The organism is Calothrix sp. NIES-2098, from assembly GCF_963875125.1.
In the GTDB taxonomy this organism is placed as follows: Bacteria; Cyanobacteriota; Cyanobacteriia; order Cyanobacteriales; family Nostocaceae; genus Aulosira.
The window spans coordinates 4,019,878-4,040,104 of record NZ_CAWNKJ010000001.1 but is presented as its reverse complement, the minus strand read 5'-3'; the positions used below and the strand labels follow the sequence as shown (position 1 = coordinate 4,040,104).

Sequence of the window (20,227 nt, the reverse complement as noted above, 5' to 3'; positions counted from 1 at the left end):
GATTATATCCTATGTCCATTTAGTTAAATAATGCAAATGATTCTAAATATTTGAATTAGTAGACCTACGTCTAATATTGTTTAATTTTTGCTTTAAAGAATTTTGATAAGTTATTTCTTGAGTTAATCTGTCTTGTTTTTCTGCTTGCGCTAAAGATTTTTTAAGTTCGCTGATTTTTGTATTTGGCACATTCACAATCTCGCTCAAAATCGTCTCAAAGTTTGCAAGCATTCTGGTAATAGTTTTCTCTACAAACAAGTCTGTACTATATTTCAATAATCCCATCAGACCTTGCTCTGTATCTCTAATATCAAAGAGTAAATCAAAGGTAACTGTTTTGGTTTCCGTTTCTAATGTTTGGAAAGTTAAGCCAGGAATATTTAAATGAGTTTGGGGAGTATTTTGCAGAATTAATTTTACTTGAAATAATGGAGTTATATGTAAATTGCGCTCTGGGTTAATCGCTTCTACAAGTTTATCAAATGGCAAATCTTGATGTGCGTAGGCATCTAAAGTCATTTCTCGAACTATTTTTAGTAAATCCTGAAAACTAGGATCGTTATCAAATTTAGTACGTAATACTATTTGATTAACAAAAAATCCAATTAAACCCTCAGTTTCTGCTTGGTTACGGTTAGCAACATCTGTACCAATTACAATGTCATCTTGTTCGCTGTAGTAATGCATTAAGGTTGCAAAAGCTGCTAACAATGTCATGAAAAGCGTTACACCCTGTTGATTGCTCAGAACTTTGATTTGTTGAGATAATGTGGAAGAGAGTGTGAAAGATTGTGCGGCACCTTGATATGTTGGTGCTAGAGGTCGAGGATAGTCAGTGGCTAATTTAATAGTTGGTAAGTTTTGAATTTGTTGTTGCCAGTAACTGAGAAGTTTGTCTAAAACTTGTTCTTGTAACCATTGATGTTGCCAAATAGCAAAATCGGCGTATTGAATTGGAATCTCTGAAAGTGGAGAAGGCTGATTAGCAGAAAATGCTTGATATAGGGCTACTATTTCTTTAATTAAGACTGCCATAGACCAGCCATCAGAAATAATGTGGTGCATCGTGAAAAGCAGCACATGTTCTGTTTCAGATAGTCGTAAAAGCGTCACTCTTAATAGTGGCTCTGTATCTAAATTAAATGGCTTTTCTGCTTCTTGTTTCGCTAATATTTCGGCTGTTTGTTGTCTTTCGTTATCTAATAGGTTGCTTATGTCTATAATAGGTAATTCTAAATTGAGAGATGTGCTAATAACTTGGATTGGTTGTCCCTGTTCTACAATAAAATTAGTTCGGAGAATTTCGTGGCGGCAAATAACTTCATTAAGGCTTTGTTTTAAGGCAGCAATATTCAACGAACCAATGATATGTACAGCTTCAAAGATGTTATATGCAGTATTATTAAATTCTATTTGGTGGAGATACCATAGCCTTTGTTGAGCGTATGAAAGTGGAATATTAGCTGGTCTAAAAGTTTGTCCTATATGAGGTAATTTAACTTTTAAATTACTTTTTATATGATGCTCAATTTTGTTGGCTAATTCTGCGACTGTTGGCGATTCAAATAAACAACGCAAGGGTAAGTCTACTTGAAAAGCTTTGCGAATTTGAGAAATAACACGAGTTGCTAATAGAGAATGACCACCTAGTTCAAAAAAGTTATTGTAAATACCAAGTTGTCTTATACCTAAAATATCAGCCCAAATACCAACAAGCATTTCTTGAACTGGGGTCAAAGTTAGGGAAGTAGTTTCTTCTAGCTGCCGTATTGGATCGGGTGCAGGTAAGGCGCGACGGTCGATTTTGCCATTGGGTGTCAGAAGAATTTTCTCTAACACTACAAAGGCAGTTGGTATCATGTAACTTGGCAATTGAAGTTTTAAGAAGTTACGTAATTCTAAAATAGAAATTTCTGTAGACTGGGGAACAACATAAGCCACAATATGTTTATCATCTTGTCTATCTTCTCTAAGAATAACTATAGCTTCTCGAATTTCTGAGTATTGAGTAATTGCTGACTCAATCTCACTAATTTCTATGCGGAAACCTCTGATTTTAACTTGGTTATCAATGCGTTGGATAAATTCGATATTACCATCTGGTAAATAGCGAACTAAATCACCAGTTTTATATAAACGATCGCCTGAATTCTGGCTAAATGGATGAGGGATAAATTTCTCGGCAGTTAAATCAGGTCGATTCTTATAGCCTCTAGCTAGATTAAGACCACCAATATAAAGTTCTCCAGCAACTCCTATGGGTACTGGTTGTAAATATTTATCCAAAATATAAAATTGAGTATTAGGAAATGGCCGACCTATGGGCAGTAATTTTTCAATGGTTAAATTTTGTGCTGTTGTTTCAAAATAAGAACTATCTATAGTAGCTTCTGTCAAACCATAGGAGTTGATTAACCGAGTTTGAGGACTACAGAATTGTAAAAATTTGCGATATTCGTTACTATTCCAGCTATCAGAGCCACAAATTAACAAACGCATAAAATCTAAACGCTGTTGGCTATGCTCAAGAAACTTAATTAAATTTCTTAAAACTGCTGGTACAAACTCTGCACAATCTACTTTTTCTTTTTGTATTAGTTGATATAACTGTTCCGGTGATAGTAACAAATCTTTGGGACATAAAACTAATTTGCCACCAGAACATAAAGCACGAATCCAATCGCCAGAAAAAACATCAAAGGAAAAGCTAGCCATTTGGAGATGAGATGTTGCATTTGTTCGCAATTGGTAGGTTGTTTCCCAAGCAAAATAAGCATTTATTAGGCTAGAATGCTGAATCATTACTCCCTTTGGTTTACCCGTCGAACCAGAGGTATAGATGATATAAGCAAGATTAGCTGCTTCTAAGTGAGTATTAACTGGATTAGAAGATGGTAATTGTGCAATTTGCTGCCAATCTCGATCTAAATTTATGATTTGGTTAGGTAACATAGGAAGACTTTGTAACAAGTCTGTTTGTGTCAGCAAAACAGAAACTTGTGCATCTTGCATCATGAAAGCCAACCGTTCTTTTGGGTAACTTGGATCTAAGGGTAAATAAGCTCCACCTGCTTTTAAAATTCCCAATATACCTATTACCATCTCTAAGGATTTTTCGACACAAATACCCACGCATACCTCTGGTTTGACTCCCAGTAGTTGCAGGTAATATGCGAGATTATTGGCTTTTTGATTGAGTTCTTGATAGGTTAAATATTCATTTCCAAATACCACCGCAATAGCATCAGGTGTGATTTCTACTTGTGCTTCAAATAATTGATGAATGCACTGGTATTGAGGGTAATCAATTTTGAGATAACTCCAATCTGTTAACAGTTGATGTTGTTCGTTTACTGTTAATAATGGCAATTCTGACAGATGCCGATTGGGGTTAGCAACAATTCCTTCTAACAAAACTTGAAAATGTCCCAACATGCGGTTGATGCGAGCAGAATTAAATATATCTGTGTTGTATTCTAAATCTCCTTTTAATCCTGCCTCTGTCTCAGTCAAAGAAAGTGTTAAATCAAAATTAGCAGTATTTTTTTCTGCTGTTAATGGTTCTATGCTTAACTCTGGCAGATGTAAAACTTCTGTTGCAGCATTCTGAAGAATAAACATCACCTGAAACAAAGGGTTATGGCTTAAATTTCGTCCTGGTTGTAGTTCTTCTACCAACTTTTCAAAAGGTAATTCTTGGTGAGCATAAGCACCTAAAGTGACTTCACGTACCTGCTGTAACAGTTCTTTAAAAGAGGGATTATTGCCAAGGTTTGTCCGCAGTACTAAAGTATTGACAAAAAAGCCAATTAAACTTTCAATTTCTGTGCGATCGCGGTTAGCAATCGGAGTACCTACTATAATTTCTTCCTGCTGAGTGTAGCGATATAACAACACTTTAAATGCTGCTAGCAGAGTCATAAATAAGGTTACTCCTTCCTGCTTTGACAAGTCTTGGAGTTTCTCTGTCAGGAACTTAGATAATTGGAATGGCTGTGTTGCACCATTGTTAGATTGAATTGCAGGTCGAGGATAGTCAGTAGGTAATTCTAAGATTGGTAAATCACCGCCCAACTCCTGTTTCCAGTAATTGAGTTGGGTTTGCAACAATTCGCCTTGCAACCGTTTTCTTTGCCAAATTGTAAAGTCTGCATACTGAATAGGTAGTTTAGGAAGTGGGGAAGGCTGACTTTGAGAGTAAGCTGTGTACAGTGCTGTGAGTTCTTGAATAAATATCCCTGTAGACCAACCATCAGAAACAATATGGTGCACGATTAACAAGACCACATAGTCTGTTTCTGCTAATTGAAGTAAACTGGCTCTTACTAGCGGGCCTTTGACTAAATCGAAGGGTTTTTGTGCTTCTAAAGCAGCAAGTTTGCGAACTTCTTGCTGTTTTTGTGCTTCTGCAAATGGCTGTAAATCTATAATTGTCAAAGTAAAGTTTTCATCGTGGCTAATTACTTGTATTGGTTCGCCATCTACTATAGTAAATGTAGTTCTTAATATTTCGTGCCGTCTGATAATTTCATTGATGCTTTTGGACAGTGCTACTATATTTAATTTACCTGTGAGTTTGACAGCCGCAGGTATATTGTAAGCGCTACTCTCTGGTTCTAATTTGCTAAAAAACCAAAGTCGCTGTTGAGCAAAAGACAGAGGTATATTTCCCTGATGGGCAACAGGTTGAATAGATTCTGAAGAAGCTTTTAAAGCCTGATTTGCTTGGCTAATAAAAGCTAAAATTTCTGCTTTGCGTGCTACTAATTCTGCTTTGATATCTGGTGTGAGGGCTTCTTTAGGCGCACTACAACGCAGACAGTCATTCTCAACCCATAATTTTATATCCTGGGTGCAAAGGTAAGACAAAAATTCTGCGATCGCTTTCATAGTTCTATTTCCTCTCTGTCTTCTTCCATTTGCACGGGTACAGCTTGCAACTGTTGCACTGTGAGAATTTCTTCTATGCGCCCAACTATATTTGTAAGTCTCGGATTTTCAAATAAACTACGTAAAGGTAAATCAATTTTGAAGGCTGTACGCAATCGAGAAATAACTTGCGTAGCTAAAAGTGAATGTCCCCCCAACTCAAAGAAGTTGTCATAAATTCCTACTTCTTCTTGTCCTAATACATCAGCCCAAATATCAGCGATTATCTGTTCTATTGGCGTGCGGGGTGGAACATAACTTGTTTCCCATCCAGTGTTTGTATCTGGTACTGGTAAAGCTTTACGGTCTACTTTGCCATTGGGGGTTAAAGGCAATTTATCTAATATGACAAACGCCGTTGGTAACATATAATTTGGTAGTTTATCTTGTAAAAAACTACGGAGTGCAGAATTATTAATATCTGGCTTTGATTTACTAACTACATAAGCTACTAAGCGGCGTTCGGTAAAACCGTTGCCAAAGGCATCGCCTGGTTTATCATCCCTGACTATAACCACATTTGCTTGTACTTCTGGATGCTGATTTAATACTGATTCAATTTCACCTAATTCAATGCGAAAACCACGAATTTTTACTTGATTGTCAATCCGTCCAACTAACTCAATCTGTCCGTGACCAAGATAACGACCTAAATCTCCAGTTTTATAAAAGATATCTCCTGATTTTTGACTAAATAGATTAGGAATAAATTTTTCCGCAGTTAAATCTGGTCGTTGTAAATAACCCCTAGCTATACCAACCCCACCAATATAAATTTCACCAATTATGCCCACAGGTACAGGCTGAAAATAGCTATCAAGAATATAGATTTGCGTGTTAGTAAAGGGGGAACCAATAGGAACTAATTGTTCAACAGATAAGTCTATTGTCTGCGTTTCAAAATAAGTACTGTCAATAGTTGCTTCTGTCACACCAAAGGAATTAATTAACCGAGTTGAACTTCCACAAAATTGGCGAAATTTTTCATATTCCTGCCCATACCAACTATCAGAACCACAAATGATTAATTTCATAAAATCTAGACACTTGTGGTTCTTTTCTAAATAGAGAATTAAATTTCTTAATACTGCTGGTACAAATTCTGCACAATCAATCTTTTCTTGCAGCATTAAATTATAAAGTTTCTCTGGTTCTAGCAATAGATCGCGAGGACAGAGTACGAGTTTTCCGCCAGAACAAAGGGCGCGAACTAAGTCTCCAGTAAACACATCAAAGGAAAAACTAGCCATTTGTAAATGGGAACTAGTAGAAGTTTGCAGTTGATATGCTGCTTCCCAGGCTAGATAGGCATTTGTTAGGCTCTGATGTTGAATCATCACGCCTTTAGATTGTCCTGTAGACCCAGATGTATAGATGACATAAGCAAGATTTTCTGGGCTGACTTTGGTAGCAATATTGTCTGTTGATTCTTTAATTATGAAATTATCTAAACAGATAATTTGGGCTGAATTTACTGGTAAATCTGCAATGAGTTTTTGTTGTGTCAATACTAGAGGTACTTGAGCATCGGTTAACATAAAGGCGATACGCTCTTGGGGATAAGCTGGATCGAGAGGTAAGTATGCACCACCGGCTTTGAGAATAGCCAATAGTCCAACTACCATTTCTAAAGAACGCTCTACATACAGCCCTACCAATACCTCTGCTTTAACTCCTAGCTTTTGTAAATAGTGAGCTAGCTGGTTAGCTTTTTGGTTTAATTCCTGATAAGTTAATTGTTGATTTTCAAATACTACCGCTACAGCATTCGGCGTTTTCTCCACTTGCGCCTCAAACAACTGGTGAATACACAAACCCGGTTGTAAATATTCTCCTAACGCCTGATTTTTACCCCATTCTAGTAATTGGTGTTGTTCGTGAGATGTTAATAGAGGTAAATCGCTTAAACATTGTTCTCTATTTTTGATAATACCTTCTAGTAACGTTTGGAAATGTCCGACCAAGCGATTCATTCTTTCTGCATCAAATAGGTCGGTATTGTACTCCAAATTTCCTGTTAAACCTTGCTCTGATTCTTCCATTGTCAGGCATAAATCAAAGCTAGCGGTTCCACTATTGACATTTAAAACTGACAAACTCAAATCTGGTAATTCAAAGGTACTTCTAGGAACGTTTTGAAACACAAACATCACCTGAAATAAAGGATTGTGACTCAAATTGCGTTCCGGTTGGATTGCTTCTACTAATTTCTCAAAAGGTAAATCTTGATGAGCGTAAGCCCCTAGTGCTACTTTCCTTACTTGTTTGAGCAAATCCCGAAAAGTAGGATTACCAGACAGGTTACTTCGCAATACTAAAGTATTCACAAAGAAACCAATTAAATTTTCGATTTCTGCTCTATTTCTGTTAGCAATAGGCGAACCAACTAAAATATCAGTTTGATTTGTATAGCGATATAGTAAAGTTTTAAACGCCGCCAACAGTGTCATAAATAAGGTGACACCCTCTTGCTGTGACAGAGTTCTTAATTCATCACTTAAAGTTTTTGGTAATACAAAAGATAGAGTTTTTCCTGCATAAGTTTGAACTGTCGGGCGAGGACGGTCAGTAGGTAGTTGTAATATGGGAAGTTCACCAGATAGTTGCTGCTGCCAATAAGCAAGTTGTTTTTTTAATGTTTCTCCTTCTAACCATTGTCGTTGCCAAACTGCAAAGTCGGCGTATTGTATAGGTAATTGTGGCAAAGGAGAAGGTCTAACAGCACAGAAAGCTGTATATAGTGCAGCTACTTCCCGAATTAATATATCCGTTGACCAACCATCAGAAACAATATGATGTAGCGTCATTAAAATTACATGGTCTTCCACATCTAATTGCAGCAATTTCGCCCGTAATAATGGTGCTTGTGTCAGGTCAAATCCTGTTTGTGCTTCTGCTTTAGCAAGGCGATATAGTTCTGCTTCTCGCTGTTGTGGTGGAATATTTTGTAAATCTACTATTGGTAATTGTAAATCGATCGCAGGTGAAATTACCTGGATTGGTTGCCCATAAGATATTGCAAAGCTTGTCCGCAAAATCTCATGTCGTTTGATAATTTCGTTGAGGCTGGCTGAAAGTGCATTGATATTCAGTTTTCCCTGTAAACGTACTGCTCTGGGCAGATTATATGATGGGCTACCTGGTTCAAATTGGTCAAAAAACCATAGTCTTTGTTGAGCAAAGGATAAAGGTAAATTTTGATTTCTCGGAACGGATTTAATAGTTTGAATTTTTTGTTGTTCGCCTCGCATTGCTATTTCAATCTGCTCTGCTAGTGTTGCTAAATTTGCAGATTCAAATAGTTGTGGTAAGGGTATTTCTACAGCAAAGGTAGTACGAATGCGAGAAATTACTTGAGTAGCTAGTAGGGAGTGTCCGCCTAAATCAAAGAAGTTATCGTTAATACTTATCTTTGATACGTCCAAAAATTGCGCCCAAATACCTGTCAATACTTCTTCTACAAGAGTACGAGGAGCAATAAAGGTTGTGCTAACTACTTCTTCTGGTGCGGGTAGGGCGTTACGGTCTAATTTACCGTTAGCGGTGAGAGGTAAAGCTTTGAGGATGACAAAGGCTGCGGGTATCATGTACTCCGGCAACTTTGTTTGTAGGAAGTTGCGGAAGTCATTATCTGATACTGAATGAGATGTAGGAACTATGTAGGCGATCAGGCGCTTTTCTTTTGATGTCTCTTCCCTAACAATAACTACACTTTCTCTAACGGCTGGGTGTTGACTCAAGGCTGTGGCGATTTCACCTAGTTCAATGCGGTACCCTCTAATCTTCACTTGCTCGTCAAGACGACCGAGAAATTCTAAATTACCATCATCAAGATAACGGACGCGATCGCCTGTTTTGTACAATCGCTGTTCATCGCCAGTAAAAGGATTAGTAATAAAGCTTTCTAGCTTTAACTCAGGTTGGTTTAAATATCCCCGCACTAAGGATTCACCGCCAATATATAGTTCTCCAGTTACCCCTAAAGGAACTGGTTGCAGATTTGCATCTAATACATAAATTTGAGTGTTGGCAATAGGCTTACCGATAGGAACTGTTGCGGTTTCCGGAATTTTCTCTCCTACTAAGTAAGTCAGTACGCCAACGGTTGTTTCTGTAGGGCCGTAGTGATTGAGAATTCGACAATGAGATGCATTCTTTTGTATATTCTCAATCAAATTCCAATCAGCAGCCTCACCACCGAGAATTAGTAACTGATGAGGTAAAATTTCCCATAACTCTGAACTTAATAAAGCTGCTAAATGAGAGGGAACTATTTTCAAACAGTCGATAGGATGATGACGGAAGTAAGTAGCTAATGCAGTCGGGTCTGATGCTCGTTCCCAAGATATGATATGCAGACATCCACCACTAGATAAACAGGGAAAAATCATAGTATTCCCTAAATCTGCGGCGAAGGTGGAAACGCTGGCGTAACTTGCATTACTAAGAAGTTGCAGTTTTGGTAAAATCCCGTATAAGTAATTTAGTAACTGTTGATGTTCAACTGCAACACCTTTAGGTTTACCAGTAGAACCAGAAGTATAGATTACATAAACTAGATTTTCCAGCTTGATGTTGTTAATGAGATTTTCTGTACTCTCTTGTGTGATTTGTTCCCAATCGGAATCTAGATTTACTTCTGTAATGTTTAAAAACTGTTCGCTATTTTCCGTCCCCTCTTCCTTAATTAATACCGATGCTTGAGCATTTTGTAAGCGAAACTGTAAAGCTTCATAGGGAAGCTTGGCATCGAGTGGCAGATAAGCACCACCAGCTTTGAGAACAGCTAATAAGGATATGATAAATTTGGGATTTCTCTCTACGCATATTCCTACGACTACTTCAGATTTAACTCCCAAATTTTGTAAGTAGCGAGCTAGTTGATTAGCTTTGCAGTTTAATTCTTGATATGTAATTTCTTCATCATTAAACACCACAGCAATTTGATTTGGTGTTTTTTCTACTTGCTCTTCAAATAGCTGGTGAAAACATTTCTCATGTTGGTAGTTAGCTTTTGTTCGGTTAAACTCAACTAATAATTGTTGGCGTTCGCTGGTGCTGAGTATGCCTAATTGACTGATAGGCGTTTCGGGATTATCGATAATATTTATCAATAATGTTTGAAAATTTTTTGCTAGCCGTTGAATTGTTTCCTGAGAAAAGCAATTAAGATCGTAATAAAACTCTGCTAATAAACTATCATGGCATTGCAAACAAGTGAGTTTTACTTTACAAGGTTCAATAAAGCTGTAGATGTCTTGTAAAGCAAAAGTTACTTCTTTACCCTCGGATTTAGATTCAGTAATATTTACAAATTCAAAGCCAATAGGAAAAGCGATCGCATTATTTGACTCTACAGGTTCAGGAACAAAATAATCTTGCCATTCCGCAGCATTTTCTAATGTTTCTGCTACTGCTATTAATACTTCTATAAAGTTTAAATTAGTTGTGAATTTAGTTTTAATTGGTAGCCAAGTTGCTAATAAGCCAAGTACATTATGTAGCTCTTCATAGTCACGGCGATCGCTTGCTGTGCCAATGACTATTTCTGATTCTCCTGTTAGCCGCCAAATTAATGTTTGCCAACAGGTTAGTAAGATGACATCAGGCGTTATCTCATACTTTTGTGCAAAGCGAGCGATTTTATCAAAAAATTCCCCATGAATAACTAATTTATAACTATCAGTTACAAATTGCTGCTGTTTTCCTGGCAGTTCCTGAGGTAATTTTAAGGCTGATAATGAGATAACTTTTTGTTGTTGCCAATACTCTTGAGCTTCTGCTACATTTTCATCTTCTAGTAATTGATTCTGCCATTCAGAAAATTGTACATATTGTACGTATTCTTTGCTCAACTTCTGACTTTGACAACATTGAGCGTAAGCTTGACTAATTTGACTAACTAAATTTTTGGTTGTTCTTATATCGGCACATAATGCAGGTAGAGAAATAATTAGTATATGCTGTTGGTTTGATAGTTTAATTAGATACAAATACAGTGGTTCGGCTTGAGATACCTGTCTTGCTTCCCAGAATAATTCTTGAGCGATCGCAGAAATATCTGCTTGTAAAGAATTGCTTAAATCTCGATATTCCCAATCATAGGAAATCTTATCTGTAACTACCATAACTGGAGTTTTGGCTCCAGGTAGGCAATAAAATTTTGTTCTCAGAATTTGATGATGATGGACGATCTGTTCAATAGCATTTTGCAATATCTCTATTTGAAGATTACCTGCAATCAAAATACTAGCTTGCGAGTAGAACGCAGAACTATTTTGTTGTAAATTCCACAATCTTTTTTGTTGAGGTGCGAGCCGAAAGCCGGTAATAGTTTTAGTTTGCATATTGAGTGAGGAGTATTTTAACGCAGAGGAAAGCGTAGCGAAAAGTTTCTCAAAGCAGGATTTGTGGGAACCCCCACAAGCAAGTGGCTCAACTTTTCAAGACAGAGCAAACGCAGAGTTTTATATTTTAGGGAGTATTGATATCTTTACCATTAGTCATTTCACCCATTACTACAACGATTTTACGCGCTCCCACAAAGGGATTTCTGCCGTGAGCAGCCAGCATATTATCTAGCATGATAATGTCGCCTTCTTGCCAAGGAAAGCTAACGTGCGATCGCTGATATACTGTATTAATTTCGGCAATTTCTGCTGCTGTAATTGGTGTCCCATCACCAAAATAAACGTTACGGGGTAATTTTGACTCACCAAATATAGATAGCAGTGATTCTCGAACGTCTGCATCTAAGTAGGAGATATGGTGTAATTGAATTTGGTTAAAAAATACAGATTCGCCAGTTTTGGGATGTACTGCTAAAGCTGGACGAATTTGTCGAGTTACTAAGCCATTATTATCATACCATTCAAACTCTATTCCGGCTTGACGACAGTAATTTTCTACATCGTTTTTATCTGTAGTTTGGAAGAAGTTCTGCCAACTTACATCTAAACCTGTTGTAAAATTTCTCACATACATTAGCTGTTTAGCGGCTAATTTTTCTCGCAATTGAGGGCTGAGTAATTGATAAGCTTTACGACAGTCAACAATTGGCGTTTCTCCACCTTCAACAGCAGGCTGAACGCAGTAAAACCAAATCTTTAAGGGGAAGCAATGTAAATGAGAGCTTTCATTATGGAAAAGGATAGCTTTATCTGCTGGGTAAGGAGTAGAACCATAAACTTTACCACCTTCACCAGTGCGGGGTAAGTCGCCATATTCAGCAAATAAGTTGGGACAAATTGTTTGAGCGAAATTTTCAAACTCTAAAACAGATTGTACATTAAAATCTCTAAATAAAATTGCTCCATGTTTAAATAATTCTGTTTCTAAATATTCTCGATTATTCTCAGCCCACGATATTATGTCAATTTCTGCACTATTAGGCTGAATGACGAGAGGAAATTTTAATTCTTCTTGGAGATAACTTGTCTTAATTAACTGCTCTACCGACAGACTCACTGCTTGAGGAGCAATAGTCATAAATTTTTGTCTTTTAGCTGCTTTACGCTCCTGTTTTTGCATAGTTTGTTCTGCTTTTTCGGCTGCTGTGAGCATTTCTAATGTATTAATATGGCTTTGAGGTTGTTGAATAATACTGTTGAGTAATGTTTGCCAGTGATTTGTCAAACTCACGATAGTATCTGTGGTAAATAAATCAGCATTATATTGCCATTTACCTTTTATACCTTGCTCGCTTTCTTCAAGAAATAAGGCTAAATCAAATCTGGCATTTCTGCTTTCAATTGGTAATAAATTTAAGGTAAGTCCAGGTAATTCTAAGGCTGAAGTTGGTGTATTCTGTAGGACGAATAACACTTGGAATAATGGAACTGTGTTACTTACCTGACGTTCCGGTTGTAATTCCCTAACTAACTCGTCAAAAGGTAAATCTTGATGAGCGTAAGCGGCTAATGTTTGAGTGCGAATCCGTTGTAATAATTCTAGGAAGGTAGGATTTCCGCTTAAGTTGGTACGTAAGACTAATAAGTTGATAAAAAAGCCGATTAATTGTTCGATTTCTGCTTGATTGCGGTTGGCAACGTCAGTACCAACAACAATATCATCTCGATCGCTATAACGTTGCAGTAAGATTTTAAAATTTGCCAGCAGCGTCATAAATAAAGTTACACCTGCTTGTTGAGAAAGCAATTTCACTTCTTGCACTACTGACGCAGGTATCACAAAATTATGACTAGCACCTCGGTTAGTTTTCACCTCTGCACGGGGACGGGTTGTGGGTAGTTGCAGTACAGGTAAGTTTGCTAATTGCTGCTTCCAGTAGGTGAGTAAAGCTTCTCGTCTTGCACCTTGCAAGTGTTGACGTTGCCAAACTGCAAAGTCTGCATACTGAATGGGTAATGCTGGTAAAACAGAGGCTTCCCCAGCAACAAAAGCGGTGTATAGTGCTGCTAATTCCCGAATTAATACACCCATTGACCAAGCATCAAACACAATATGATGGATGGTGAATAGTAAAATTTTTTCTTGCTCGTCTACTTGCAATAGTTTGCATCTAAGCAACGGTGCTTGACTAAAATCAAAGGGACAGTGGAATTCTTCTAGACTTAAACGCTGAATTTCTGCTTCTTGTTCAGCTGGCGTTAATTCTCGCAAGTCAACTACAGGTATTTTGATCTGTACATCGGGAGTAATTACTTGTATTGGTTCCCCATTATCTAAAACAAAGATAGTACGTAAAACTTCATGACGGCGAATAATTTCATTAATGCTTTCTTCTAAAGCCTCTATATTCAACTCACCTACAAGGCGAACTGCTGCGGGCATATTATAAATACCACTATCAGGGTTAAGCTGTTCCAGTAACCATAATCTAGCTTGGGCAAAGGATAGCGGTAAATTGCGATCGCGAGCAACAGGAGTAATTGCAGCAGCACTCCGATCGCTGGCTTGTTGAATATTTTTAGCTAGTTCTGCAATAGTAGGAAATTCAAATAAACTTTGAAGCGATATATCCAGTTCTAAAGTTTTGCGAATCCGAGAAACAACTTGAGTTGCTAATAAAGAATGTCCGCCTATCTCAAAGAAGTTGGCATCAATACCTACTTCTTCAATACCTAAAATATCTGCCCAAATCCCAACAAGTATTTCTTGTACTGGAGTTAGATTTAGGGAAATATTTGTTTCTGATAGTTGTATTGTCTCCGGCTCAGGTAAGGCGTGAATATCGATTTTGCCATTAGCTGTTAGAGGAAATTTTTCTAACATCACAAAGGCACTAGGTATCATATAATCTGGTAATTTTGTTTTTACAAAATCACGTACATCACCTATAGAAATATCCGTTGATTTGAAAACTATATAAGCCACCAGGCGTTTATGATTCTGTCTGTCTTCTCTAACTATAACTACAGCTTCTCTGATTTTTGGATGTTGATGAATTGTTGCCTCAATTTCCGCAATTTCAATGCGAAATCCTCGCAGTTTTACCTGGCGATCGATGCGTCCTAAATATTCAATGTCACCGTTAGGTAAATAGCGAGCTAAATCACCAGACTTATAAAGTCGCGTGTTGGGTTGATTGCTAAAAGGATGAGCAATAAACCTCTCTTGGGTAATATCTGGAAGATTGAGATAACCACGAGCTAAACCAGCACCACCAATGTACATTTCCCCAGGAACGCCAATAGGTACTGGTTGCTGATTTTTATCTAACAAATACACTTGTAAATCAGGAATTGGCTGACCAATGACACTAGCTGTTATATCCAAATCAGCTAGAGTTAGGGGGCGATAAGTAACGTGGACGGTGGTTTCTGTAATTCCATACATATTCACCAATTGAGGGGAGCGATCGCCATGACGAGCAAACCAAGGCTGCAAACTTTGAATATCTAAAGCTTCACCACCAAAAATCACTAAACGCAGATTTAAATTTTCAGTCTCACTAGCAGATTCTTCTACTTGAATGAGTTGACGAAATGCGGAGGGAGTTTGATTTAAAACTGTAACTTGTTCTTTAGCCAATAATTGATAAAAAGCTTCGGGGGATCTGCTAATCCAGTAAGGTACAATAACAAGCTTTCCACCATAAAGTAAAGCACCCCAAATTTCCCAAACTGAGAAATCAAAAGCATAGGAATGAAACAGCGTCCAGACATCCTGTTGATGGAAGTTGTACCAAGGCTGTACCGCCGCAAACAGACGCACAACATTACTATGGTTGATTAACACACCTTTGGGTTGACCTGTAGAACCAGAGGTGTAAATTACATAAGCTAAGTTTTCAGATGTAGCATTGCTAATTGGGTTAGCTGTGCTGTGCGCGATGAATAAATTTTCGTCTGCGTCTAGACAGAGAATTTGGGCGCTATGTGCAGGTAATGTGTCTAATAGATGTTTTTGAGTTAAAAGTATTGAGACTTGGGTATCTGCTAACATATAGCCTAACCTTTCTTGGGGATAGGCTGGATCGAGGGGGAGATAAGCGCCGCCTGCTTTGAGAATTGCTAAAATACCGATGATCGTGAAGAGCGATGCCTTCGGCAACGTCTTCGACGAACGCTCTACACAAATTCCTACTACTATTTCTGGCCCTACTCCCAATTTTTGCAAATAATGAGCGAGTTGATTAGCTCTTTGATTGAGTTCTTGATAAGTCAACTTTTGCTCTTCAAATACTACCGCAATATTATTGGGTGTTTTCTCTACTTGATCTGCAAATAATTGATGAATACAAACTAATGGTAACTCAAATTCTGTATTGTTACTGGCTAGCAATAATTGCTGTAATTCTGCATGATTTAAAAGCGGTAGATGAGATAAAGTTTGTTCTGGATTGGCTACAACCCCCTCTAGTAATGTCTGAAAATGCCCTTGAATTCTGGAAATAGTATCAGCATCAAACAAATCGGTGTTATATTCCCATATTGCCATTAAATCTTGATTTTTCTCTGTTAAAAATAAGGTTAAATCAAATTTGGATGTTTCTGTATCTACATCGGTTTGAATAAGATTTAATCCCGTAAGTTGCAATTCCTCTACTGGTGCATTTTGAAGAGCAAATGCGATTTGAAATAAAGGGCTATGACTGAGGCTACGTTGTGTTTGTAATTCTTCTACTAATAATTCAAATGGTAAATCCTGATGAGTATATGCTCCTAATGTTACTTCCTTAACTTGTTTTAACAAATCAGTAAAACTCAAATTATCCTTGACTTGAGTTCGCAGCACTAAAGTATTGACAAAAAAGCCAATTAAACCTTCTATTTCCTTGCGGTTACGGTTAGCAATAGGCGAACCTATTAAAATATCTGACTGTCCGGTATAACGATAAAGCAGAGTTTGAAACGCTGCTAATAAAGTCATAAACAGTGTTACATTTTGCTTTTGACTTAATGCTTTGAGCTTCTTTATCAACTCTGGAGACAATGCAAATGTCTGCTTTCTACCAACAAAAATTTGCTGTTTCGGGCGTGGTTTAGCTACAGGAAGCTCTAATATTGGCAAATCGCCACTTAATTGTTGCTTCCAATAATCCATCTGAGCAGTAAAGATTTCTTTCTGTAATTGCGTTCTTTGCCAAAATGCAAAATCTGCATATTGAATATGTAAATCGGATAATTCACAAGATTTACCCGTGCAGAAAGACTCATAAAAGGCGGCTAATTCTTGAATAATTACTCCTGCTGACCAACCATCAGCAACAATGTGATGTATTGTGAACAGCAATACATACTCTTGTTCTGCTAGTTGCAATAGTAAAACATTTAATAATGGTGCGGTAGTTAAATCAAAAGCATATTGTGCTTGAATTCTCTCCCAGCATTTTGTTTCTGCTTCCCGTTCTTCTGGTGGTAAATTCTGTAAATCGATTGCAGATAATTTAATACTAACTTCCGGAATAATTACCTGTTTTGGTTCACCATCTACGCTGATAAAAGCAGTACGTAATGCTTCATGACGCCGGATAATTTCATTAAAACTTTGTTCTAATGCTACAAGATTAAGTTGTCCTTGTAGTCTCACCGCCCTGGAGAGATTATAAACAGGAATTCCTGGTTGTAATTGATCAAAAAACCAGAGTCTTTGTTGAGCAAAGGACAATGGTAAACTATCTTCTCGTGTAACTTTCTTAATGGGTAAAGTTGCTAGTTGTTGTCCCTCTCTGAGTGCTACTTCTACACGTTGTGCCAGTTTAGCTAATGTTGGCGACTCAAACAAACTGCGTAGAGGTAATTCAACCTGAAAAGCTTCTCGTATGTGCGATATTACTTGTGTAGCTAACAGGGAGTGTCCGCCTAATTCAAAGAAGTTTTCTGCAATTCCTACTTGTTGTACTCCAAGAATTTTTATCCATATTCCCGCTAATACTTCTTCAACTAGGGTTCTTGGTGCAGTAATGTCAGCTTTTGTTTGTTGTGATAATTCTTCTGGTGCAGGTAATGCTTGACGATTCACTTTACCATTAGCAGTTAGGGGTAAAGCTTCTAAAATAGCAAAGTTAGCGGGTAACATATAATTAGGTAAGTTGTCCTGCAAAAAGCTATTTAGAGCATTCAAATTTATTGCTTCTGAGTTAGCAGGAACTAAATAAGCTATTAATCGTTTATCTCCAGTTTCACTTTCTTGCACTACGACTACAGCTTCTCGCACTTGAGGATATTGAGTTAATGTGGCTTCAATTTCTGCTAATTCAATGCGGAAACCACGAATTTTAACTTGATAATCGCTACGTCCGATAAATTCAACTGTGCCACCAGGCAAATAACGTCCTATATCGCCTGTTTTATACAGTCTTGCTCCTGGTTCATCGCTAAAAGGATGAGGAATAAATTTTTCCGAAGTTAGTTCAGGATGCTGCATATAGCATCTAGCTAAACCTGCACCACCGATATATATTTCGCCTTTAATTCCTATAGGAGTTAACTGTAAGTTATTGTCCAAAATATAAACTTGTGTGTTAGCAAGTGGTTTACCTAGAGGTACTGTTTGTGTTGTTAAATTTATCTCTGTAATTAAATAAGTAAGTACGCCAACAGTGCTTTCTGTGGGGCCATAATGGTTAAATATTTGGCAATTAGGAGTATACTGGCGAATTTTCTCAATTAATTGCCAGTTAGCAGCTTCACCACCTAAAATTAGTTTTTGGCGAGGTAGGACAGATTCAGGTTTAGGAGATAGTAGAAGGGAGTTAAGGTGAGAAGGAACAATTTTGAGGCAATCTATCGGATATTTTTGACAATATTCTGTAAATAAAACTGGATCGGTAGCGCAATCATAGGAGATGATATGTAGACATCCTCCTGTGCAAAGAGCAGGGAAGAGAACGGTATTGCCTAAATCTGCGGCAAGGGTGGAAACTAATGCAAAATTGTAGGTGGAATTGGTCGGTAAGTTTAACCTATCAATAATGGCATGAATATAATTAAGTATTTGTTGATGTTCAATAGCAACACCTTTGGGTTTGCCTGTAGAACCGGAGGTAAATAATATATAAGCTAAATGATAATTGTTGACATTGCTACTAAGATTAATATCACTTTCATGAGAAATTATTTGCCATTGTGCATTTAAACTAATGACTTGCAGCTTTTCTCGATCTACTACTTCTGCCAATCTATTCGCTACACAATGATTAGTAACCAAAAATGAGGCTTGGATATCTTCTAAACGTGAGGCTAGATTTTTAGGTGGAATCCCTGGATCTAAGGGTATGTATGCGCCACCAGCTTTGAGAATACCTAAAATACTAACAATCATATCAATAGAACGCTCTAAGCAAATTCCTACAAGCGTTTCCGATCGCACTCCCTGCTTTTGCAAGTAATGAGCTAATTGATTTGCTCTTTGATTGAGTTGTTGATATGTTAATTGTTCCTGTTCACAAACTACAGCAATTTGATTAGGTGTTTTTTGTACTTGTGCCTCAAATATTTGGTGAATGAGTAAATTTTTAGAGTAATCTTGCTGGGTATTGTTGTTTTCGTAAAGTAGCTGTTTTATTTCAATCTCGCTATTAATTCCTAGCTGATTGATGGGTAATTGCGGATGAGCGATCGCACTAGATACTATGTTTTTAAATTGTCTAGCTAAAACCTTAATATATTTGACTTCAAATAAGGTTGAATCATAGTCAAATTCTACAACTAATTGATTGTTATCATGCTGGCATCTCAGTTTAATTTTAAATTGGTCAATGCAAGATTTTTGTTGATAAATTGAAAATTCAATATCGCTACTAACATATTTGGCAGATTGTTCTATAAACTCAAAGCATAATGGAAAGAAATTTAAATTTATTGAGTTTGAATCTGCTATAATATCCCAGCTAAAATAATTTTGATATTTAAAGATTTCAGTTAGATTATTTTGAGATAATTGTTCTAAAAATGTATTTTCTTCACTTAACTGAGTACTCAGGGGTAAATATTTAGCAAATAAACCTATAGCATCTGCTAATTCTTCATAGTTACGACCATCACAACCAATGCCAATCATTACATCAGATTGTTGAGTAATCCGCCAGACTAAAATCTGCCAGCTAGTTAATAAAATTTTAAATATTGAAGTGTTATATTCTTGAGCAAATATTTCTAATTTTGTGAATAACTCTGAATTAATAGCGATAGACTCTCGTTGCGGCTGAAATCGTTCTTTTAAAGCATTTTGTTGTTCCCAAGGTAGCTTTAAACTTGCTAACGCAGCAAAATTTTGTTGACGCCAATAGTCTCTCCCTGCTGCGGTATCCTCTCCTTCTAATAGTTCATTTTGCCATTCAGCTAAATCTGCATATTGTAGTGGTTCGTTGTCTAGTACTTTTCCGTGAAGACAAGCTGTATAAGACTGGTTGATTTCTCGCACTAAAATATTTAGCGATGCTGCGTCTGCACAAAGGGCAGGTAAAGATATAAATAGAATATATTTTTCTACAGATAAAGTTACTAAAGATAAATTTAACTGACAACCATGTTGTAAATTCAATGGCCGTTGGTGTAACTGCTCAAATACATTGGTTAATAATTCTGCTTGTTGTTGTTGGTTATAAATGCTAAAGTCGTAGTTTTCGCCCCAAGTAATATTGTTATTTGTAATTACTTGTAATGGAATAGACATTCCTGGCAAGCAATAAAAGTTAGTCCGGAGTATTTCATGGCGAAGAACAACTTTTTCTAAGGCTTGCTTTAAGATGTTGATATCTATAATGCCTGTAATTAAAACAGCACATTGGCAACGATAGGGAAGGCTATTAACTTCTTGTAATTGCCATAAATGTTTTTGTTGAGGTGACAGGCGAAAACCTTGCATTTCTTGCAACATGAATAATTCTCCG

Annotated in this window: 3 protein-coding genes; all 3 read right to left on the bottom strand. The window is 37.1% G+C overall.

Annotated features, from left to right (window positions below; translation table 11 throughout):
- Positions 1-42: 42 nt before the first annotated feature.
- Positions 43-4,890 carry a non-ribosomal peptide synthetase gene (locus AACU33_RS16855; RefSeq protein ID WP_096589777.1) on the bottom strand — a complete coding sequence of 1,616 codons (4,848 nt, stop codon included), beginning with the start codon at positions 4,888-4,890 and terminating at the stop codon, positions 43-45.
- Entirely contained in the window at positions 4,887-11,276 is a 6,390-nt protein-coding gene (locus AACU33_RS16850) for a non-ribosomal peptide synthetase (protein ID WP_096589776.1), read from the bottom strand. The genes AACU33_RS16855 and AACU33_RS16850 overlap by 4 nt, the downstream gene beginning before the upstream one ends.
- A gap of 127 nt (positions 11,277-11,403) precedes the next feature.
- On the bottom strand, positions 11,404-20,214 hold the full coding sequence (locus AACU33_RS16845; RefSeq protein ID WP_096589775.1) for a non-ribosomal peptide synthetase: 8,811 nt from the start codon (positions 20,212-20,214) through the stop codon (positions 11,404-11,406).
- Positions 20,215-20,227: the final 13 nt, after the last annotated feature.